Raw genomic sequence first — 19984 nt, 5'->3', positions numbered from 1 at the left:
CCGCCCCGCCCTGCCCGGCCGAAATGCCACGCACCGCAGTGGGCTACGCGCCTGGCGCCAGGACCGGCGGACACACCGATGCCCGACCGGCCCACCCCGGCCCCCGCTCCCCCACCACCGCCGACCCCTCAGGAACGGAACGCGACCGGAAGCGGGCTTCCGGTCGGGGCCCGCGTCCGGTCGGCGTGGGCGGCTGTGAGAGGGTCGGGCCCGGTTCGGACAGGGGCGGTGCGGGAGGCAGCATGAACACGGCAGTGGTGCTCGTGGCGGACGACGACGCCGCCATCCGGCGTTCGCTGGAGCGCGGACTGCGGCTGAGCGGATTCACCGTGGTCCTCGCCGAGGACGGGCCCGGCGCTCTCGCCCAGGTGGACGCGCGGCCCCCCGACGTGCTCGTCCTGGACGTGTCCATGCCTGGGCTGACCGGTACGGAGGTGTGCCGGAACCTGCGCGCACGCGGGGACGAAACCCCCGTCCTGATGCTGTCGGCCCTGGACGAACTGGCCGACCGGGTCGCCGGTCTCCAGGCGGGCGCCGACGACTACCTCGTCAAGCCCTTCGCGTTGGAGGAGCTGGTGCTGCGCCTGCACGCCCTGCTGCGGCGCAGCCCGGCGCGCAGCGAGCGGGACGTGCTGCGCGCCGGCCCGCTGGAGATGGACCAGGCGACCCGCCAGGTCCGCCACGGCGGGGCCGAGGTCCACCTCACCCGGCGGGAGTTCGAGCTGCTCGCCGCCCTGGTGCGCAACGCGGGCATCGTGCTGACCCGGGACCAGTTGCTGGACCGGGTGTGGGGCTACGACTTCGAGGTGCGCACCGACGCGGTGGACACCTTCGTCAGCTACCTGCGCCGCAAGCTGGAAGAGGGCGGACGCCCCCGGCTGATCCACACGGTCCGCGGCGTCGGGTTCGTGCTGCGCGGGCCCGGCGCGGGGAGCGGATCGTGAAGCTCGCCACCCGGATCGCGCTCTCGGTCACCGTGGTCATGCCGTTGCTGGTGCTGGCCGCGGGTCTGCTGGTGCTCGGGCTCGTCAGCCGCGACCTGCGCCAGCAACAGGACGCGCGGCTCCAGGACCGGGCCTCGGCCGTCCTGCCCGACGTACGGGCCCTGCTGGCCGCCGACCGCAACGGGCGGCCGAAGGCGGAGCAGAACCAGCACCGCAAGGTGCTCGGTGACGTCCTGGACGCGGGGATCCGGGTGCGCGGCGCGGACGGAGCGACCGTCCTGGAAGGCGGGCCGCAGCCCGACGCGGCGGTCCGGCTGCCCGACCGGACCCCTCAGGGCCCCGTCACGGTCCGCGCCAAGGGCCATGCCTGGCGGGTGCTGAGCGTGCCGGTGGCCGGCGCCGCGCCCGGAAACCTGTGGATCTACACGGCGGCTTCGAGCACCGACCCGCAGGTGGCCGCCGTACGGCGGCGGGTGCTGCTCGTGGCCCTGCTGGCCGCCCCGGTGTCCGGGCTCCTCGCGTACGGACTGGCGGGGCGCGCCACCGCGTCCGTACGGCGGCTGAGCCGGCGGGCCGCCGGACTCGACCCGGCGGCCGGGGCCGCCGCCTTCGTCGGTACCCCGGTGAACATCGCCGAGGTGGACGAACTGTCCGCGGCCATCGGCCAGCTCCTCACCCGCTACGACGAGCAGGCGGCGCGGACCGCGCAGGCGCTGGAGACCGCCCGGTCCTTCTCGTCCGCGGCCTCGCACGAGCTGCGCACGCCGCTGATGAGCATGCAGACGGACCTGGACGTGCTCGCGGCCCACCCCGACCTGTCCCCCGGTGAACGGGCCGAGGTGGTGCGCGACCTGCGGAGCGACCACGCACGGCTGCTGGAACTGCTCGGCGCGCTGCGGATGCTCGCGCTCGGCGACCTCGTGGAGGTCTCCGCCTTCGCCCCGCTCGACCTGTGCGAGCTGGTGGACGCGGCTGCCGACGAGGCGGCGCGCCGGCACGGCGGGGCGGCCCTGGTGCTGGACGTGGAGCTTCCGGCGGAGCTGTGGATCTTCGGCTGGGACTCCGGTCTGAAGATCATGCTCGCCAATCTGCTGCGCAACGCGGTGGTGCACGGTCACCGGCCGGGCGAGCCGGCCCGGGTCACGGTCCGGCTGCGCGCGCAGGGCGGTTTCGCACTGCTCACGGTGGACGACGAGGGGCCCGGTGTACCGCCCGCCGAACGCGAGGCCGTCTTCGGCCGGTTCCACCACCGGCCCGGCAGCCCGGGCTCCGGCCTCGGGCTCACCCTGGTGGCCCAGCAGGCCGCGCTGCACCGGGGCACGGTCGGCCTCGGCGAGGTACCCGACGGGACGGGCGCGCGCTTCGAAGTGCGGCTTCCGCTGGTCTCGGACGACGAACCGACCGTGCGGCTGCCCGCACGGCGCGACTGGATCTCCCGCGGCGACTGATGGGCACGGGGCGGGTTCGGGTGAGGTCCGGGGCTTCCCGGAGCGGCGCGGTGCGGCCGGTCCGGCGGTCACAAGGAATCCACAAAAAGGCTCCCTAGCGTCATGCCCGGTCGGCGCGCCCACGCGTCGGCCCGTCGCACCGAAGGGGTTACCACCATGCTCGCGAACCGTAGGACCGCCGCCGCGATCGGCGCCGTCGCCCTGGCCGGTGCACTGCTGTCCGCCGGCCCCGCGCAGGCCGAGAGCGCCTCGCCGAGCCCCGCCGCGTCGGCGAAGTCCGCGCCGAAGGGCGATGGCGCCAAGTCGATCTGCAAGCGCCTGCCGAAGACCGAGGCCCGGATCAGCGCCGCCCTCACCCGGCTGAACGGCGACGCCACCGTCGCGGGCTCGGTCGCCCGGCTGGAGCAGCGCGTCACCGAGGCGAAGAACGCCGGCCACACCGAGATCCACACGTACCTCAACGACCGCCTGACGGTCCGCAAGAACCTGGTGCCGACCCTGCAGAAGCGCCAGGAGGACCTGAAGGCCGTCTCCACCTGGTGCTCCGCGCAGGGGTCCAAGTGAGGTCCGCCCGGCGCGGTGCGGCCGTATTCACCGCCCTGGCCGCCGGCGCCGTCCTGCTGCTGACCGGCTGTGGGGGCGGCACGGCCGCCCAGCCGAAGGCGGAGCAGTCGGCGGGCAGCGACGGCCAGGCCGCGGACATGCAGGCGAAGCTGGACGCCGCCGACAGCGCGGCCTCGCAGGCGGATACGGACGCCACGCAGAACAACTGACCCCGCCTCGACGGCCCACCCGGCATTCCCGGGTGGGCCGTCGTCGTACGGGGGAAGGGCCTCGGGACGGTACGGGTGGGCGCCTCCGGTTCGGTGGCCCGGATCGGGGCCGCGCGACGGCTCCCTCCCGGCACGGCCCCGAACGCCGAAGGGCCCCCGGTGGCCGGGTGGCCCCGCGGTGCCCGCAGACGGCGGAGAGGGCAGGATTCGAACCTGCGTGGATCCCAGAAGAACCCGAACGGCCGCCGGCCGGTCCCCGATCAACCACTCCGGGCACCTCTCCTTCGTGACCCGGCCCTGTCACCCTCCCGGTCACGACAACCAGATTGCACCACGGCCCCTGACCCCGCGCTGACACGCCCGGCGGACACCCCGCGGCACACCCACGGCGCACCCTGCCGACGGAACCCGCGCGACCGTGCCGGTGTCACGGGCCGTCGACGGCCTTCCGCAGCCGGTACAGCCTTCCGGAGTCCGGGCGACCGACGTGCCGGTGGATACGGGGCGTCCGTTCGGTGCCGCCGACGCTCCACACCGGTCGGGAACACCCCGGGACGCGGACCCGGACCTCTTGGGTCCAGACGTCCCGTCCGGGCTCGTACGTCCAGGTGCCGGAGCCCGAACAGCTCCGTGACGGGCCGCTGGGCAGGTCGTCGGGGGCGTGTTCGCCGACGCCGGTGGCCGTGACCCGGCCGTCCGGGGTGAAGACCAGCGTCCCACTCGTGTGGTCGACCCAGGTGGCGGCCATGGCCGACGGGCCGATCGCGGGCGGCTCGTAGGCGGGCAGCAGGCCCGCGGCGAGGCCGAGGACGCCGAGCAGGCCCGTTCCCGCCACCACCGCCGAACCCCACAGGGCCACTTGCCCGACCAGTCCCCGGCGCCGGATCCGGGCGACCAGAGCGCCCAGCGAGAGCGCGGCCGTGGCCACCGCCCAGAAGACGAGCGCGCTCCGCTCCTCCACGTGGTCGTACGTCGCGAAGGCCGCGACCGGCGGTGCCACCAGGGCCGCCACCACCGCCGGTACCCACCACGCCTCGCGTCCGCCGATCCGACGGCCGATCAGATCGGCCAGTCCCACGGCCGGCAGTACGAAGACCACGGACAGGAGGAACGCGATCACGCCGATGACCGCGCTGAACGAGAGCAGCCCCGCCGCCAGGGCGGAGCGGTCGACCGGGGTGTCCGGCGGGGGTTGCGTCCGGACGTACAGGAGGACCACCACGAGGGCGAGCGCGGCCTCCAGACAGCCCACCAGTACCGAGACCACCAGCACCCGGCCGTACGACCGCTCCTGATCCACGGCACCCCTCCCTCGTACCGCGTCGAAACGAAGCGAACGCGTCCGCCCGGCCGACTGTTGGATCCATTCTGCCAGCCGGGCTGAACGTGTTCAATTCACCGTCCGGACCGCTACCCCCTCGACTGTTGCCGGCTCCGCGCCGCAACGGGCGGGCGCCTTCGGCCGGCATTCCGGAACGGCGGGCATCCGCGAGATCCAGCTGAATCGTTTCGACAGCTCAGGACGGTATTGGGTCACCAACTCCCGGGGATCCTCACGAAAACCGACGACTCCGGTTACCTCACCGCGCAAGACCCCGCCCGGCCGCCCGCAGCACAGGACGCCCGCCCCGAAGCACTTGCCCACCGTCCGGCTCGCGCGGCGCCACGGCCGGAACGTCACCCGTGACACCGCCACACCTGGAGGGATCCCCATGAGCACACCCCAGTGGCAGCAGCTCACCGACCACCTCATGACCGTCCGCGAACAGATCTACGAGGGTTGGAACAGCCGCGAGGGCTGGGACAACTACACACGCTGGGGCGAGGAGTTCGGCGAGGACGGCGTCGCCTGGTGCGTGATCTTCGACTGGTGCATGTACCACGACGTCGGTCTCGACGCGATCGTGCCCAAGGTCGACAACGTGAGCGCCTTCACGGCATGGGCCAAGGCCCGCGGTCAGTGGTCCGACTACCCCTCCGTCGGCGCCTGGGTCAACTTCGGCAACGGCGCCCACACCGAGATCGTCACCGGCTTCGACGCCGACACCGTCTACACCAAGGGCGGCAACAGCATCCAGGCCGGCTCCGTCGACCACGGCCAGGGCAACGGCGTCTGGTCGCACTCCAACCCGCGCCGCAGCAGCTACGTCACCGGCTACTTCGCCCCCGACTACCCCGACGGGCAGTGCCCGCCCACCGCCGACCCCGGCGATCCCCGCGGCGGCGCCGCCGTCACTTCCTGGCGCTGGACACCCCCCGCGCCCGCCTTCGAACCGTTTCCCGGCGCCGGGTTCTTCACGGCCGGCCGCCGCAGCCCGATCATCGCCGCCATGCACGACCGGCTCGTCGACGTCGGCTGCGACCGCTACCGGAGCACGGCGAACGCCGACGTCTGGGGCTCGGGCGATGTCAACTCCTACCGGGCCTGGCAGCTCGAACTCGGCTACACCGGCTCCGACGCCGACGGCACCCCGGGTCCCACGTCCTGGGACAGGCTCAAGGTCCCCAAGGCCGAGTCCTGACGCGGGTCCGACACGGGGACGACCCCTTGATCGGACGAGATCGATCGGAACGGTCGACACGAGTCTCACGTCAAGGGGGACAGCAGTCCTGTATCCGTTGTTGCCGCTGACCGGCGCGGCACTCACCGCCTACTGCGCCGGACGGTCGGTCCGCCGCCGCCCGGGGTGAGGACGGACATCAGCGGCGGCGGCCGATCGCGCCTCGGGCCGGCCCAGGGGGCGACGGGCGGCCGAAGAGGCGGCCGAGGGGGCTCGCCGTCGCCGACGGCTTCGAGAGCGGCACAACGGTCCGGAGGCGTGCCGCCGTCGGCTCGTAGCAGACCTCCCGGCGACGCGGCGCACGGGCGACCTCACCATCCGGGGCCGGAAGTTGACAACATTTCAGTTTCGGTGGCCGAGAATCTGGCCAAAAGACTTCCAGCATGATGCGACATGTGAAATTTTACATGTCACACATCAGCTGCCGGTGTCCCCAGCACGCGGCACAACGGCCCCGGAGGCCCCCACAGATGCATCCCTTCCGCATATCGAAGGCCGGCGCGCGCAGACTTCCCGCGCTCGGCGCAGCCGTCTTCATTGCGCTCGGCCTGTTCACGCCACAGAGCCAGGCCGCCTCCGTCGGCGCCACGGCCCCGGCCGGTGCCAACGCACGTGGAACCGCGGCCTCTGCGCCGCGGTCGATCCCGGTCCCCAAGTCCCCCGATGCGCTGCGCAACGTCCCGCGCTTGCGGATCTCCTCGCAGGACAGCACCGAAGAGGCCGCCCCGGCCCCCGCCCCCACCGCCAAGCCCGTCAAGGCCGACAAGGGCACGAAGGCCGACAGGCAGTCCTCGGCCGCCGCCGCGGACGAGTGCGGCGACCTCTCCGGCGTGATCAACGCCACGGGCGGCGCGCTGGTCCAGCAACTCAAGGCCCTCCCCCGGATCGACTGTACGTACCCGCTGTTCGGCCTCACCGGGGAGAACGCGCGGAAGGCCTTCCGTGAAGCCCAGATGGTGACCGTCGCCGACGCGCTGCGCGACGCCTCCGCCGGCTACTCGGGCAACAACAGCGCCGCCATCGGGCAACTGGTGCTGTTCCTGCGCGCCGGCTACTACGTGCAGGACAACCACGCGGACGTCGTCGGCGACTACGGCACGGCGCTGGACGGCTCGGCGCGCGGCGCGCTGGACGCCTTCTTCGCCTCCCCGCGCAGCAAGGACGTCACCGACGCGAACGGCGAGATCCTCAACGAGGTCGTCACGCTGATCGACAGCACCCACGCCGCGGGCCGGTACGCCGGCGTCGTCAAGTGGATGCTCGGCACCTACGACGGCACGTGGCCCGGCCAGATGAACCTCGCCATGCAGCACGTCGAGTGGGTCGTCGAGAACGGCTTCAAGGCCAAGAACGACGCCCGCGGCTGGCGGGCCGCCCTCAAGGCCGACCCCGCCATCCTCGACACCTGGGCCGGCTTCATCACCCGCAACGGCGCGGAGCTGAACCGTCTGGACGTCGTCAGCAACGTCGGCCGCTACCTCGGCTACGCCCTCGACGTCCCCGAGCTGAAGGACCGGGTCCGGCCGCTGCTGAAGGACCTGATCAACCGCTACCCGAACGTCGGCCCCACCGCGCCGATCACGATGAACCTGGGCTGGTACACCCGCCAGTACGACAAGGGCAACTGCGCGGCCTACGCCATCTGCGACCTGGGCGAGCGCGTGCTCCCGGTGGTCCTGCCGATCCAGCGCACGTGCAACCCGGGCCTGAAGATCCGCGCCCAGGACATGTCCCCCGGACAGCTGGACAGCACCTGCACCAGCCTGGCCAACCAGGACGCCTACTTCCACCGGGTCATCGGCGACAAGGGCGCGATCCCCGGTGACGTGAACACCAACCTGGAGGTCGTCGTCTTCGACGACTACACCCAGTACTCGCTGTACGCCTGGGCCATCTACAACATCGACGTCGACAACGGCGGCATGTACGAGGAGGGCAACCCGGCCGCACCCGGCAACCAGGCCCGCTTCATCGCCCACGAGGCCAGCTGGCTGCGTCCCGACTTCCAGATCTGGAACCTCAACCACGAGTACACCCACTACCTCGACGGCCGCTACGACATGGCCGGTGACTTCGACGCGAGCCTGACCACGCCGACCATCTGGTGGGTCGAGGGCATCGCCGAGAACATCTCGTACGGCTACCGGGGCGTGCGCAACGCCGACGCGATCGCCGAGGCGGCCAAGAACACGTACCGGCTCAGCGACCTCTTCGACACCGTCTACAACCAGGACGCGGACCCCGACGTCAACTCGAACCGGGTCTACCGCTGGGGCTTCCTCGCGGTCCGCTACATGCTCCAGGCGCACCCCGCCGACGTCCAGACCGTGCTGGACAAGTACCGCGCCGGCGACTGGAACGGTGCCCGCACCTTCCTGAAGCAGACCATCGGCACCGGTTACGACGCCGGCTTCGCCACCTGGCTGTCGACCACCTGCGCGACCAACGACTGCGGCCCGCTGCCTGAGGCCCAGTCCACGCCGCTGTGCACCCTCGGCGACGCCCGTCAGTTCGACAAGAACTGCCGCCGGGACAACCTCGCGGCCACCACCGGCAACTACAGCTACCACTTCGTCTACCTGCCCGCCGGCGTCAAGCAGCTGACCATCACCAGCAGCGGGGGCACCGGCAACGCCGACCTCTACTACGGTGGCGGCACCTGGGCCACCACCGGCAACTACCAGGCGAAGTCCACCCATGCCGGGAACGACGAGACGCTGACGATCGACAACCCGCCGTCCGGCTGGGTCTACTTCAGCCTCGCCGCCGCGCAGGACTTCAGCGGTGTGAGCGTCTCCACGCAGTCCAAGTGAGCCGGTCCGCCGGGGCCGACCGGCCCCGGCGGATCCCAGGTCACCGCCGGCCGGCCTCCCCTCAGGGCTCACAGCGCGATCGGCCGGTACCTCAGGGCCTCGTCGACGATCTGTTCCGCGGACGCGCCCCGAAGGTGGTCCGGAGGATTGAACACCAGGTCACCGAACCGGGGATGCGACACGTTCGCCCGAAGCAGGCACAGGTGCCAGTCGCTCTCCGGGGCAGCCGTCAGGAGTCTGCGGACGATCTCCACGAGCTCGTCACGGGTGATGTCCGCGACCACCGGGCGAGCCGGTCCGGCCGCCTCGCGCGCGAACTGCTCCAGGCTCCTGCTGCCGTCGTACCCGGCGAAGTCGAGCGCCGCGTAATCGTGACCGGTCTTCGCGTTGAACGCCGCGACCGCCTCGCCCGCCGCCTCCGAACCGGTTTCCAGCAGCCCCGCGATCCGCTGCACCTCGGCGCACAACTCGTCCAGCCGCCGGCGGCTCACGGGCGGGGGACGCAACTCCGGTCTCAGGTCCACAGCACCATCCTGCCCCCCGCTCACCGGCCCTTCTCCCTCGGACGGCCGGTGAGCAGGTCGGAGACGGCCACGATGCCGTCCGTGAGGGACCGTACCCCGACGTCGCCGAAGCCGAGGACGAGTTGCGCGGGCTCGTCGGCACGTGATGCGCGGCAGGTGCTCATGCCGTACAGGCCGACGGACCGGGTGTGGGCGGCGGCGACGACGTGGTGCTCCTCCACGCCGACGGGCAGGTGGGCGACGGCGTGGAAGCCGGCCGCGAGGCCGGTGACCGGCACCTCGGGGGCGTGTTCGGCCAACGCGGCGAGCAGGGCGGTACGGCGGGACGCGTAGGTGGCGCGCATCCTGCGCAGGTGGCGGTCGAAGCGTCCGGACTCGATCAGGCGGGCGAGGGCGAGCTGGTCGAGGGTGGGGGTCCCGCGGTCGCTCCGGTACTTGCGGGCGGTCAGCGGCTCGACCAGTTCGGGCGGGCAGACCATCCAGCCGATCCGCAGGGCGGGCGCCAGGGACTTGCTGACGGTGCCGAGGGAGACGACCCGGTCGGGGGCCAGGCCCTGGAGCGCGCCGACGGGTTCGCGGTCGTACCGGAACTCCGCGTCGTAGTCGTCCTCGATGATGATCGCGTCGCGCCGGCGGGCCCACTCGATCAGGGCCAGTCGGCGCTCGGGGGCCAGCGCGACGCCGGTCGGCCACTGGTGGGCGGGGGTGACGACGACGGCGCGGGCGCCGGTCGCGGCCAGCCTGTCCACGTCGATTCCCTGCTCGTCCACCGGTACGGGGACGGCGCGCAGGCCGGCCGCCGAGGCTGCGCCGCCGATGGTGGCGGGTGAGCCCGGGTCCTCGAAGGCCACGGTCCGCACGCCGGCGTCGGCCAGTACGTCCAGGGCGAGCCCGAGGCCCTGGGCGTAGCCGTTGCACACGACGATGTGCCCGGGGGCGGCCACGGCGGCGCGGACCCGGCGCAGGTACCCGGCCAGGACCTCGCGCAGGACCGCGCTGCCGCGCGGGTCGCCGTAGTCGAACGCGGCGGTCGGCATGGCGCGGGCGGCCTCCCGGGTGGCCCACAGCCAGTCCCGGACCGGGAAGGTGCCCAAGTCCGGTACGCCCCAGCGGAAGTCCGCCACCAGGCGCGGGGCCTCCTTGCGCTGCTGCGGGAGGCCGGGTGTCTCCGCGGCTCCCGCCGCCACGCGTGTGGCGGAGCCGGGACGCGTGACCAGGTAGCCCTCGGACTGGAGCTGGGCGTAGCAGTCCTGGACCAGACCCCGCGAGAGACCGAGCGTCCGCGCGAGCTCCCGCGAGGACGGCAGCCGTTCGCCCACGTCCAGGCGCCCGGTGCGGATCGCGTCCCGCAGCCCGTGTTCCAGCTGGGCGCGCAGCGGCAGACCGCTCTCCCGGTCGACGACCAGGAGCAGCTCGGGCGGCGAACTGGACCACTCCAATGGCATGGAACTGGAGCTTACCGGCGATCCGGTCGGCCACTTAGCGTCATGCCGTGACCGAAACGCCCAAGGCCGCCGCGCCGCCGCTCGCGGTGCGCCCGCCCCTGCTGACACCTCCGTTGCTGCTGCGCTTCGTCTCCGTGCTGGGCGCTTCCGCCTGCTTCCACCTGCTGCTCTCGGTCGTCCCCACGTACGCGACCCCCGCGGGCGGGGGTGCGGGCGGGGCGGCCGGGCCGGCCACCGGGGCGCTGATGCTGGCGACGGTGGCGGGCGAGTTCGCGACGCCCGCCCTGGTCGACCGCTACGGCTACCGCGCCGTACTGGCGGTCGGCCTGGGCCTGCTGGGCGCGCCGGCCCTGGCGCTCCCGCTCTCGCGGAACCTGTGGTGGATCGTCGCCGTCTGCCTGCTGCGCGGACTGGGCTACGGGTTCACCCTCGTCGCGGGCGGTGCGCTGACGGCGTCGCTCATCCCGGCCGAACGGCGCGGCGAGGGCCTGGCCGTGGTCGGCATCGTCGCAGGGGTGCCCGCGCTGGTGGCGCTGCCGCTGGGGGTGTGGCTGGCCGCGCACGCGGGCTACGGGCTCGTCTTCACGGTGGGCGCCGCGGCCGCGCTCGCGGCGATCCCCTCGGTAGCCGGTCTGCCCGGCCGGGTCAGCGCGCCGGGTCGTGGCGTCGGCATCGCCGAGGGGCTGCGTTCGGTCGGACTGCGCCGCCCGGCCGTGGTCTTCGCGTTCGCCGCCATGGTGTCCGGGATCGTCGTCACCTTCCTGCCGCTGGCCGTGTACGGTGCGGCCGCGGGCTCGGTCGCCGTCGCGTTGTTCGTCCAGCCCGCGGCGGCCACGGCAGGCCGCTGGCTGGCCGGCAGGCTGGGCGACCGGCGCGGCTCCGCCGGCCTGGTGCTGCCCGGTCTGCTGCTGTCGGCCGCCGGCACGCTGTTGATGGTGCTGACCGCCGAGCCCGTTGCCGTGGTCGTCGCCGCGGGGGTGTTCGGCACCGGTTTCGGCGTCCTCCAGAACGCCACGATCACGGTGATGTACGCGAGGGTGCCCGCCGCCGGCCACGGCACCGTCAGCGCGTTGTGGAACATCGCCTACGACGTCGGCATGGGCGTCGGTGCCGTGGCCTTCGGATGGCTGGCGGCGGCGACCGGATACCCGTGGGCCTTCGCCCTGACCGGGGTCGCGATGCTGACCGCGGTGGTCCCCGCCCTCCGCGACCGGCGAGCGGGAACCACCACCGCGACCACGGCCTGAGCCGCGGCCGGCTCCGGCCGGTCTCCGCGGCGGGTCAGCCGAGGAGGGGGACGAGTCCGATGGCGAAGACCGCGTAGAACCCGGCGGTGACGGCCAGCCGGGCCGGAGTCAGCCGGTGGGCGCGCATGGTCAGCAGCAGGTAGGTGATCGCCGCCATGGTGATGATCCCGGACCACAGCAGGGGGCCGTCGAAGTGCCAGCTGGTGAAGATCAGGCCGATGCCGCTGGGAACGGTGGCCTGGATCATCATGGAGCCGGAGATGTTGGCGAGGGCCAGTTTGGTCTTGCCCTGGCGGACCCAGATCACCGCGTTCATGATCTCGGGGAGCTCGGTGGCGATCGGCGAGAGCAGCAGGGCGGTGACGGTCGCCGACAGGCCCAGCATCGGACCGATGACATCGAGCTGCTTCACGAAGAAGTGCGCGGCGATGAAGATCACGACGAGGGTGGCCAGCGTCTGGACGGCCACGGCCCACGTGGCCGGAGAGGCCGCCTTGGGCTGGAGCTTCAGGGGCTCCAGCTCTTCGTCCTCATCGCTGTCGTCGTCGGCGCGGCTGCTGCGGATCTCACGCCAGAAGTAGACCGCGTACGCGGCGAAGAACAGCACGCCCAGGGCCGGCTTGAACGCGAAGGCGACCAGACCGAGCACGACCTTCAGGAAGAAGATGGGCAGGAACCACTTCTGGTCCTTGGCCAGCCGTTCCATGTCCTTCGCGTTGCCGAGGGTCTCGTCGCCCGGCCCGTTCTGCGGCGTGCCCGTCGGTGCCAGAACCCGCAGGCGCTGCTTGCGGCGCTTGAGGAGCAACATCACGCCGGTCACCCCGTAGGCGATGGTGGCCAGGGCGAGCGGCCCGCCCATCGCGGCGCCGACGCCGATCTGCTTCGCCTCGTCGGTGGCGCCGGTGGTCACCGCGACCAGCGTCACCACCGATTCGGGCAGAGCGGTACCGAAAGCGGCCAGGATCGTGCCGACCGCCATCTTTCCGACCTTGAGGCGCTCGCCCAGCCACTCCACGGCATTGACGAACCACTCGCAGGAGAGGTAGATCGCCCCCGCACACACGATGAGCAGTACGAAATGGATCACAGGAACCGTCCGGATTTCCCGCACCGACGGGCTTCGAGGACGACCAGCGCGAGGGGCGGCGGCAGCTTCGACCCCGCCGACGCGCATCTGATGTCGTCGACAATGGGCCGAAGGTCTCGCCCGCCCGCATCCCCATCGGGCGCGGGCCCGGCCACCGGGAACCCGGGGGTTCCAGTGTGTCGACGACCGGTATTGCGGGGCTACTCCCCTTCGCAGTGGCCCAGTGTAGCCGCACGCGGTGACGGAGCCCGTCCCCGACCCCCCTCCCGCCCGGTCCGACGACCGGTGACCGCGCCGGGTCCTCCGGGTCCTCCGGGTCCTCCGGGTCCTCCGGGTCTCAGCAGGGCTCCGACAGAAAGGCACCGACCTCGGCGGCGAACCGCTCCGGAGCGTCGTGGTGCACGACGTGACCGGCCGGCAGCTCGACGAGGCGGGCCCGCCGGCCCCGGCGGGCGACCATGTCCCGGGCGTGATCGGCCGTCAACTCGTCGCTCTGCGTGCCATGGACCAGCAGGGTGGGGCAGGACACCGCCGTCCAGTCGTCCCAGTGATCGCCGTTGAGCGCCTTCTGGGAGGCGACGGTGTCGTCGATTCCGAAGGAGAAGCCCCAGCCCCGGTCGCTCTGCCTGAACGAGCATTCCAGATAGGGCGCCGCCGTGCCGAGGGCGGAGACCAGCGCCTCGCGGGACGGTGCGGTGGGGGGAAGGCGCGTGGTGAACGACCAGTCGCAGTGGACTGCCGCGCCTATGTCCTCCACGATCAGCGCGCTGACCCCGTGCGGGTGCCGGGCGGCGAACTGGTAGGCGTTCACCCCGCCCAGCGAGTGCCCGAGCACCGGTACCGGCCCGACCCCCAGGTGCCGGTGGAGGGCGACGACATCGGATACGTAGCCGTCCCTCCCGTAAGCGGGGGCACGATCGGATTCTCCGTGTCCGCGCTGGTCGAGCGCGATCACCCGCCACCGCGGCGCCAGCGCCCCCGCGAGGGGGGCGAACGCCGATGCCTCGTTGTAGTGCCCGTGCAGGGCCAGGAGCGGCCTCCCCGGACCGCCGGAGTCCAGGTACGACAGCTTCCGCCCACCCGCCATGAAGAACTCGCGCATGACGTGATCATAGGAGTCGGCACCGACAGGCCCCCGCTCGGCGCGGACCCCTCGCCCGCACCTGCCCGGCCCGGTGTCAGATCGGGTCCGGGGTGTCCACGGCCGGGGAGCGGGGGCCGTCCAGGGTGGCGGGGAGTTCGGCCCTGCGGCGGATGCCCAGTTTTCGGTAGCTGCTCGTCAGGTGCGTCTCCACGGTGCGGCGGGCCAGGTGCAGCAGGTCGGCGATCTCGGTGTTCGTCCGCCCCGCCGCGGCCAGTTCCGCGATGCGGCGCTCGCTGGCGGTCAGGGCCCCCGAGCCGGTCCGCACCGCGGCCGGGACCCGGGCGCCGCCCTCGCGCAGGGCCTGCTCGGTCAGGGCGAGCAGCCGCAGGCCGCCCTTGCGTTCGGCCAGGTCCGCCGCCTCGCGCAGCCGCCCACGGGCGCGTGCGCGTGCGCCGGCGGTGAGGAGCTGGCGGCCGTGGGCGAGGAGGGCCTCGACGAGTTCCATGCCGGCGTCGGCGGGCGCGTCCCTGAGGGTGTCGACCGCCTCCTCGGAGAGGTGCAGTCCGCGGCGGCCTCCGGTGGCGGTACCGAGGACGCGCAGGGCGCGTCCCACCGTGCGCGGGGTGTTCCACACCCGGGCCAGCCGCAGTTCCTCGGTGGCCAGGGCGAGGGCCTCCTGGCCGCCGCCGAGCGCGAGGCGACACTGGGCGACCGCCGTCCGCCAGGGGGTGACGACCGGGCTGAGCACCTCTCGGGCCGTCTGACGGCGGCCGCACTCCAGGAAGTCGTGGAGCGCGCCCGCCGGGTCTCCGGCGGCGAGGCGCTGCACTCCCCGCGCGTAGAGGAAGCGGTTCAGCTGCCACGATTCCGGGGCCCGGCTCAGGTCGAAGGCGTCGGCGAGCCGTCCGGCCTCCTCGGAGCGCCCCGTGTGGACCAGTGCCATCAGCACGTGGGCGTCCCGGTTGGAGGGTCCGTTCTGGGCGCGCGCCGCGACGGCCGCTCCGTCGCCGCGCACGGCGATGAGCCGGGCGACGTCGCCGCGGGCCGCGGCGATGTCGGCCCGGGTGTTGAGCAGCGCGTCCTCCATGGGGTGGAGCAGGGCGGGGTGCCGGCAGCCGGCCAGACCGCGGTCCACGAGCCGCTCGCCCTCGTCGAGTTCGTCGGCCCACTCGGCGACCGCCGCCGCCGTTCCCAGCAGGAACGGCTCGGCCAGCGGGTCGGAGGGCTTGGCGAGCAGGGCCCGTACGCGGGTCATGGCCTCCTCGGCGGAGATCAGGCCGGCCGTGGCCTCGTACCGCACCAGCAGGGCCCGGCTGGCGGTGCCGACGAGTTCCGGCGCGTGCCGGCCGCTCTCGGAGAGCCTGCGGTAGGTCTCCTGACGGGTGGCGAGGTCGGCGTCGGACAGCAGTGCGGTGGCGGTCCGCACGGTGCGGGTGAGTCCCGGATGTCCGTCCAGGCTGCCCTCCGTGCGCCGCAGTACCTCCAGCGCGGTGGTGACCTCGCCACGGCCGACCAGGGCGGTGCCGAGGGCGACGGCCGCCCGCACCCGGTCGCGGGGCGCGGCGTGCAGGTGCTGGGCCTCCGCCAGCCGTGCGATCCCCACCGCGCCGCCGGCCGAGGCGTACTCCAGCGAGCCCAGCTCGGTCAGCAGTTGCTGGCGTCGTTCGTCGGAGAGCGGTTCGTCCAGGGCGCGGCGCAGATAGCGGGCGGCGGCCCCGGGGCGGGCGTCGTGCACCGCGACCGTCGCGGCGTCGCGCAGCACGCGCAGTGCCCAGGGCAGGCCGCCGCCCGGCGCGCGCAGCAGATGGGCGGCGACCGCCTCGACGCGTTCGCCGCGCCGCAGCATCGCCTCCGCGGCCACCCGGTGCGCCGCCTCGCGTCGGGCGGTCGGCCAGCCGGTCAGCACGGCGTCCCGCAGCAGCCGGTGGGCGAAGCGGGGCCGCCCGGCGGAGTCCGGGTGCAGGAGTCCGATGCGGGTCATCGCGGTGAGCCAGCCCGTGACCCGTGCGGGATCCGCGCCGGCCGCCTCGGCCAGCGTCCTGGCCACGTCCGGACCCACCGGGTCGGCCGTGCCGCCCCCGGTCCGCGGTCGCGGTGCCTCCCGGGTGTTCTGCGCCTCGGCCGTCTCCGGCGACCCTTCCACCTCTTTCGCCTCTTCTGCCTCTTGCATCTCTTCCGTCTCCTGCGGCCAGGCCTCCTCCAGTGCCGCGAGGCACCGGGCCACCTCGGCCGTCGCCGTACCCGCGCTGTTCAGCCACCACGAGACCGCCGCCGGATAGCTCCCGGGGTACAGCCCGGCGCAGGTGTCCGGCAGCGGTGGGGCCGCGTCCGCCGCGGGGCCGGCCGGCCGCGGGCCGCCGAGGTCGTCGAGCAGGGCGTGCAGGAGCATCGGGTTGCCCGTCCCCGCCCGTACGCACTCCGCCGTCCAGTCGGGTCCGGCCGCCGGGAACGCGGCGCGGATCAGCTCCGCGGCGGCCGTGTCACCGAGCGGGGCGATCGTGTGGGTGCGGACGACGGAGGGGGGCAGGGAATGGGCGAGCCCCGCGCCCCGAGGGTCGATGTCGTACTGGCTGCGTTCGCTCGCCACGAGCAGCACCGGTAATCGGTCGATGCGGCGCACCGCCTCCCGCAGCCAGCGGCGTGACGGGACGTCGGCCAGGTGGACGTCGTCGACCGCCAACAGGAGCGGGTCCTCGGCCGCGTACGCGCACAGCAGCCGCCACAGCCGGGCGGCGCTCCCCCGGTCATCCGCGTCGGGTGCGAGGTCGGTGAAGTCCTGTACGGGTCCCAGGAGTTGAAGCACCGTGGCGAACGGCATGCCGGTGTCCTCCGGCGAGCACCGCGTACGCAGCACCCGCAGGCCGCGCCCCGCGGCGTCCCGTACGGCGTTCTCCAGCACGGAGGTCCGGCCGGTGCCGGTGGCCCCCCGGAGCAGCACCAGGCCGCCGGATCCGCAGCGGGCCCGCTCCGTCTCGGCCGCGAGCAGCTCCCGGGCGCCGTCGCGTTCGCGGAGCGGTCCTGTCATCGGTGCCTCCCGTGGTGAATGGTGTGCTTCCCGCCGATGGAGACGCCGGAATCCGTATCGCGGTCCTGCGAAGTGGCGTACCTCACTACCCGTCCCCGGGCCCCTGCCCCGATGCCGACGGGACCCGTCGTGACCTGCGCGGACGCGCGCGGAAACGGCCCGCCTCGTGGTGGTCGCCGGCACGGTCTCGTGGCGCGGCTCGTGGTGCTCCACGATTGCGGTCCCGGCGGTGCCCGCAGAAGGGTTGAGGGTGCTCATCCGCTACCGGACCGCGTTGCGCGGCGGCCGCTGAACAGGGGAAACGCTTGCTCAACTCACCCCCGACCATGACCACCTCCGCTCCGGGCACGGGCCCGAACGCCGGATCCGCGGGCCGGCGCGTCCCCGTGGCGGTGTCCGCCGCGGACCCGATCAGCCGTGAGGGCACGGTCGGCCAGTTGCGCAGACACCCGGAAATCGAGCTGCGCGAGGAGTCCGGTCCGGGCACGGTGGCCCTGCTCGTGGAGGACGCGCTCGACGAGGCGGCTCTGACCCGGCTGCGCCGGATCGTGCGCAGCGAGGGGGCGCGCGCCGTGCTCGTGGTGTCCTCGATGCGGGAGAACGAGCTGCTGGACGTGGTGGAGTGCGGTGTCGCCGCGATCGTCTGGCGTCACGAGGCCACCGCAGAGCGGCTGGTGCAGGCGGTACTGGCGGCGTCCCGCGGTGACGGCGATCTGCCCGCCGATCTGCTGGGCCGGCTCATCCAGCAGGTGGGCACACTGCACCGGGGCGCGGTGGGCCGGACCGGCCCGCCGGCCCTCGGACTCACCCCGCGTGAGGTGGACGTCCTGCGTCTGGTCTCCGAGGGCCTCGACACCGGTGAGATCGCGGGCAAGCTCTCCTACTCCGAACGGACCGTCAAGAACGTCATGCACGGGCTCACCACGCGGCTCCACCTGCGCAATCGCGCGCACGCCGTGGCTTTTGCCCTTCGGGAAGGCTACATCTGACCGTCCGGGCAGCCCGAGGCGGCCCGACGTGTCCGCGGGGGCAGGGCGGACTGCCCGGCGGCCGGCCCCCGTGCCCCTGCGGCCCGGCGGGCGCCCGGGGGACGATCGGCGGCGGACGACGTGCCGGGCGGAATCGGCCGTGCGGGCAGAGCGGGAGCGCAGGCGTGATCCACGAGGTGGACGAGGTACTCAAGGGCCTGCTGAGTGGCGGGGCGTTGACGGGTTCGGGGATCGAGGTGTCCTTCGAGGCACCGACCCGTGACTGGGCGGCCCGGCGCAACGCCCCCGTGGTCAACACGTATCTGTACGACATCCGGGAGGACGTGGCCCGGCGTCAGCGCGGCCACGCGGCGGTGCGGGACGAACGCGACGTGATCGTTCGGCGGAGTCGGCCACCGCGCTGGTTCCGGCTGTCGTACCTGGTGACGGCGTGGACGAAGACCCCGCAGGACGAGCACCGGCTGCTGTCCGCCGTACTCGCGACGCTGCTGCCCCGTGAGGTGCTGCCGGCGGACGAACTGCCGGTTTCCCTGCGCGCGCTGGGTCTCTCGGTGCCGCTGACGGTGGCCGGCAGTCAGACGGAGTCGCGGTCGCTCGCCGAGATCTGGTCCGCGCTGGGCGGCGAGCTGAAGCCGTCCCTCGACCTGGTGGTGACCGCACCCTTCCCGGCCTTCCCGGAGTACGACGCCGGGCCACCGGTCACCGAGGGCGCGACGGTCCGGGTGGGCGGTGTGGACGGCGACCCGGCGGCGTCCGGGGGCCGTTCGCACCGTCCCCACCAGGTGGCGGCCGCCCGGGCGGCACGGGCCGCCCGCAAGAACGCCGCCTCCCGCCCGGAGACGCAGGCGGCCTCCGACGGCCCGGAGGAGCGGTGAGCGCCCCGTACGCCGTCCCGGCAGCTGGTCCGCGGACGGCCGGCGCCGGGGAGCCTCCCGGTGCCGTCGACGGCCCCGCCCGCGCGTTGCTCGCCCGCCTCGACGGGCTGCGCGGGCGGGTGTCGGCGCTGGTCGAACGGCGGGCCGCCGGCGATCCCACGGCCGACGACCCCCTGCGCGGCCTCTACCTTTCCGAGGAGGCGGTGGGCCATCTCCTGGACACGTGGCCCGCGTTGACGGGCGACGGGACGGGATCCCGGCCCACCGGCACCGGTCGGGCCGTCGACGAGGAGCTCGCGCCCGGCCCCGACGACCGGCTGGGCCGGCTGGCCGGACGTGCGGGTCTGACGGCGCTCGACGTCGCCGTCCTGCTGGTCGCCCTCGCTCCCGACGTCGACCGGACCTTCGAACCGCTCTACGGCTACCTCAACGACGACGTGAGCAGGCGCCGGGCCACCGTCGGCCTCGCCCTCGACCTGTGCGGAGTGCCCGCGCAGTCCGCCGCGGCCCGGGCCCGGCTGCACGTCCGCGCGCCCCTCGCCGCCCTCGGCCTGCTGGAGGTCGACGAGCCCGAACGTCCCTTCCTGACGCGTTCGCTGCGCGTGCCCGACCGGCTGGTCGGGCACCTCCTCGGCGACGACACCCCGGACGCCGCGCTGCTCGCGCTGCTGCGCCCGATGCCGGAACCACTGCCGTCCGACGCGGCGGGCGAGCGGTTCACCCACCGGCTCGCGGCCCTGGTGGCGTCCGGCCCCGCCACCGTGTACCTGCGGGAACAGCGCGAGGGCGACGGCCTGGCCGTGTACGCCGGTGCCCTGCGCGCCGCGGGCCTGGACGGGATGTGCTGCGACCCGCGCGAGGAGGACGTCGCCGGGTTGCTGCGCGAGGCCCGCCTCAGCGGCCGGGCCGTCGTCGTGCCGGTCCTGCCCGAGAAGCCCGGCCCACTGCTGCGGGCGCTCGCCGCCGCGCCGGACGTGACCGTGCTGCTGGCCGATCCCCGGCCGTACGACCCGTACTGGTGCCCCGAGGACCCGCTGGTCCTGGACGCGCCGGGCCGCCGGGACGGCGGGACGGCCGCCTGGCGGGCCGTGCTGGGCGCGGACGCCGACGGCTTCGACCTGGCCGCGACGGTCGCCCCGTACCGCCTGGGCGCGGACCGCGTACGGCGG

The 19984-nt window shown here is 73.7% G+C and carries 15 protein-coding genes, 1 tRNA gene and 1 pseudogene; 10 read left to right on the top strand and 7 right to left on the bottom strand.

The genetic code is table 11. From position 1 onward, the window contains the following. Positions 1-242: 242 nt before the first annotated feature. The 4 genes from ACEPPI_RS30250 (at position 243) to ACEPPI_RS30235 (ending at position 3165) form a co-directional block, all read left to right on the top strand. Positions 243-944: a response regulator transcription factor gene (locus ACEPPI_RS30250; protein ID WP_373918457.1), complete on the top strand. Its 702-nt coding sequence runs from the start codon at positions 243-245 to the stop codon at positions 942-944. Then, positions 941-2392 carry a sensor histidine kinase gene (locus ACEPPI_RS30245; RefSeq protein ID WP_373918456.1) on the top strand — a complete coding sequence of 484 codons (1452 nt, stop codon included), beginning with the start codon at positions 941-943 and terminating at the stop codon, positions 2390-2392. Before ACEPPI_RS30250 ends, ACEPPI_RS30245 begins: the two co-directional genes overlap by 4 nt. Before the next feature lie 156 nt (positions 2393-2548). After that, positions 2549-2956 carry a hypothetical protein gene (locus ACEPPI_RS30240; RefSeq protein ID WP_373918455.1) on the top strand — a complete coding sequence of 136 codons (408 nt, stop codon included), beginning with the start codon at positions 2549-2551 and terminating at the stop codon, positions 2954-2956. After that, entirely contained in the window at positions 2953-3165 is a 213-nt protein-coding gene (locus ACEPPI_RS30235) for a hypothetical protein (protein WP_373918454.1), read from the top strand. The genes ACEPPI_RS30240 and ACEPPI_RS30235 overlap by 4 nt, the downstream gene beginning before the upstream one ends. A gap of 192 nt (positions 3166-3357) precedes the next feature. On the opposite strand, the gene ACEPPI_RS30230 is transcribed toward ACEPPI_RS30235, so the two are convergent. Then, a tRNA-Ala gene (locus tag ACEPPI_RS30230) sits at positions 3358-3448 on the bottom strand. 144 nt (positions 3449-3592) lie between these two features. Next, positions 3593-4465, bottom strand: a complete 873-nt coding sequence (locus ACEPPI_RS30225) for a hypothetical protein (protein WP_373918453.1) — start codon at positions 4463-4465, stop codon at positions 3593-3595. Positions 4466-4877: 412 nt separating this feature from the next. Here ACEPPI_RS30225 and ACEPPI_RS30220 point away from each other — a divergent pair, with 412 nt between their 5' ends. Both ACEPPI_RS30220 and ACEPPI_RS30215 read left to right on the top strand, forming a co-directional pair. After that, positions 4878-5687 carry a peptidoglycan-binding protein gene (locus ACEPPI_RS30220; RefSeq protein WP_373918452.1) on the top strand — a complete coding sequence of 270 codons (810 nt, stop codon included), beginning with the start codon at positions 4878-4880 and terminating at the stop codon, positions 5685-5687. A 509-nt stretch (positions 5688-6196) separates the two neighbouring features. After that, a complete protein-coding gene (locus tag ACEPPI_RS30215; protein ID WP_373918451.1) occupies positions 6197-8539 on the top strand; it encodes a collagenase in 2343 nt (780 codons plus the stop codon). A gap of 68 nt (positions 8540-8607) precedes the next feature. Here ACEPPI_RS30215 and ACEPPI_RS30210 read toward each other — a convergent pair whose 3' ends face one another. Then, positions 8608-9063, bottom strand: a complete 456-nt coding sequence (locus tag ACEPPI_RS30210; RefSeq protein ID WP_373918450.1) for a hypothetical protein — start codon at positions 9061-9063, stop codon at positions 8608-8610. Positions 9064-9083: 20 nt separating this feature from the next. Further along, entirely contained in the window at positions 9084-10508 is a 1425-nt protein-coding gene (locus ACEPPI_RS30205; protein WP_373918449.1) for a PLP-dependent aminotransferase family protein, read from the bottom strand. A gap of 47 nt (positions 10509-10555) precedes the next feature. Between ACEPPI_RS30205 and ACEPPI_RS30200 the strand changes: the two genes are divergently transcribed. After that, positions 10556-11755, top strand: coding sequence for an MFS transporter (locus ACEPPI_RS30200; RefSeq protein ID WP_373918448.1), 1200 nt, complete (start codon positions 10556-10558; stop codon positions 11753-11755). Between the two features lie 34 nt (positions 11756-11789). Here the strand turns inward: ACEPPI_RS30200 and ACEPPI_RS30195 are convergent, their stop codons facing one another. The 3 genes from ACEPPI_RS30195 to ACEPPI_RS30185 all read right to left on the bottom strand — a co-directional run bounded on the left by ACEPPI_RS30195 (position 11790) and on the right by ACEPPI_RS30185 (position 16951). Beyond that, positions 11790-12842, bottom strand: a complete 1053-nt coding sequence (locus ACEPPI_RS30195; RefSeq protein WP_373918447.1) for a sodium:calcium antiporter — start codon at positions 12840-12842, stop codon at positions 11790-11792. Between the two features lie 337 nt (positions 12843-13179). Then, entirely contained in the window at positions 13180-13944 is a 765-nt protein-coding gene (locus ACEPPI_RS30190) for an alpha/beta fold hydrolase (protein WP_373918446.1), read from the bottom strand. 76 nt (positions 13945-14020) lie between these two features. After that, positions 14021-16951: an AAA family ATPase gene (locus ACEPPI_RS30185; protein WP_373918445.1), complete on the bottom strand. Its 2931-nt coding sequence runs from the start codon at positions 16949-16951 to the stop codon at positions 14021-14023. A gap of 326 nt (positions 16952-17277) precedes the next feature. Here ACEPPI_RS30185 and ACEPPI_RS30180 point away from each other — a divergent pair, with 326 nt between their 5' ends. The 3 genes and pseudogenes from ACEPPI_RS30180 to ACEPPI_RS30170 form a co-directional block, all read left to right on the top strand. Further along, the gene (locus ACEPPI_RS30180) at positions 17278-17940 is read left to right on the top strand and encodes a LuxR C-terminal-related transcriptional regulator (protein ID WP_373918469.1); all 663 of its coding nucleotides are present in this window, start codon (positions 17278-17280) and stop codon (positions 17938-17940) included. Positions 17941-18104: 164 nt separating this feature from the next. Next, positions 18105-18815: a DUF4255 domain-containing protein gene (locus tag ACEPPI_RS30175; protein ID WP_373918444.1), complete on the top strand. Its 711-nt coding sequence runs from the start codon at positions 18105-18107 to the stop codon at positions 18813-18815. Then, a pseudogene (locus ACEPPI_RS30170) lies at positions 18812-19984 on the top strand (ATP-binding protein); the annotation flags it as partial. The gene ACEPPI_RS30175 and the pseudogene ACEPPI_RS30170, both read left to right, overlap by 4 nt.

It is taken from the genome of Streptomyces sp. AB3(2024) (genome assembly GCF_041862025.1).
GTDB lineage: Bacteria > Actinomycetota > Actinomycetes > Streptomycetales > Streptomycetaceae > Streptomyces.
The sequence above is the reverse complement of the archived record's forward strand: the minus strand, read 5'-3'. Positions and strand labels throughout refer to the sequence as shown.

What these genes read in the sequence shown, in the direction of transcription:
- ACEPPI_RS30250 (WP_373918457.1), top strand. Translation starts at nt 243, where the DNA reads ATGAACACGGCAGTGGTGCTCGTGGCGGACGACGACGCCGCCATCCGG.
- ACEPPI_RS30240 (WP_373918455.1), top strand. Translation starts at nt 2,549, where the DNA reads ATGCTCGCGAACCGTAGGACCGCCGCCGCGATCGGCGCCGTCGCCCTG.
- ACEPPI_RS30220 (WP_373918452.1), top strand. Translation starts at nt 4,878, where the DNA reads ATGAGCACACCCCAGTGGCAGCAGCTCACCGACCACCTCATGACCGTC.
- ACEPPI_RS30215 (WP_373918451.1), top strand. Translation starts at nt 6,197, where the DNA reads ATGCATCCCTTCCGCATATCGAAGGCCGGCGCGCGCAGACTTCCCGCG.
- ACEPPI_RS30205 (WP_373918449.1), bottom strand. Translation starts at nt 10,508, where the DNA reads ATGCCATTGGAGTGGTCCAGTTCGCCGCCCGAGCTGCTCCTGGTCGTC.
- ACEPPI_RS30190 (WP_373918446.1), bottom strand. Translation starts at nt 13,944, where the DNA reads ATGCGCGAGTTCTTCATGGCGGGTGGGCGGAAGCTGTCGTACCTGGAC.
- ACEPPI_RS30185 (WP_373918445.1), bottom strand. Translation starts at nt 16,951, where the DNA reads ATGACAGGACCGCTCCGCGAACGCGACGGCGCCCGGGAGCTGCTCGCG.
- ACEPPI_RS30180 (WP_373918469.1), top strand. Translation starts at nt 17,278, where the DNA reads ATGACCACCTCCGCTCCGGGCACGGGCCCGAACGCCGGATCCGCGGGC.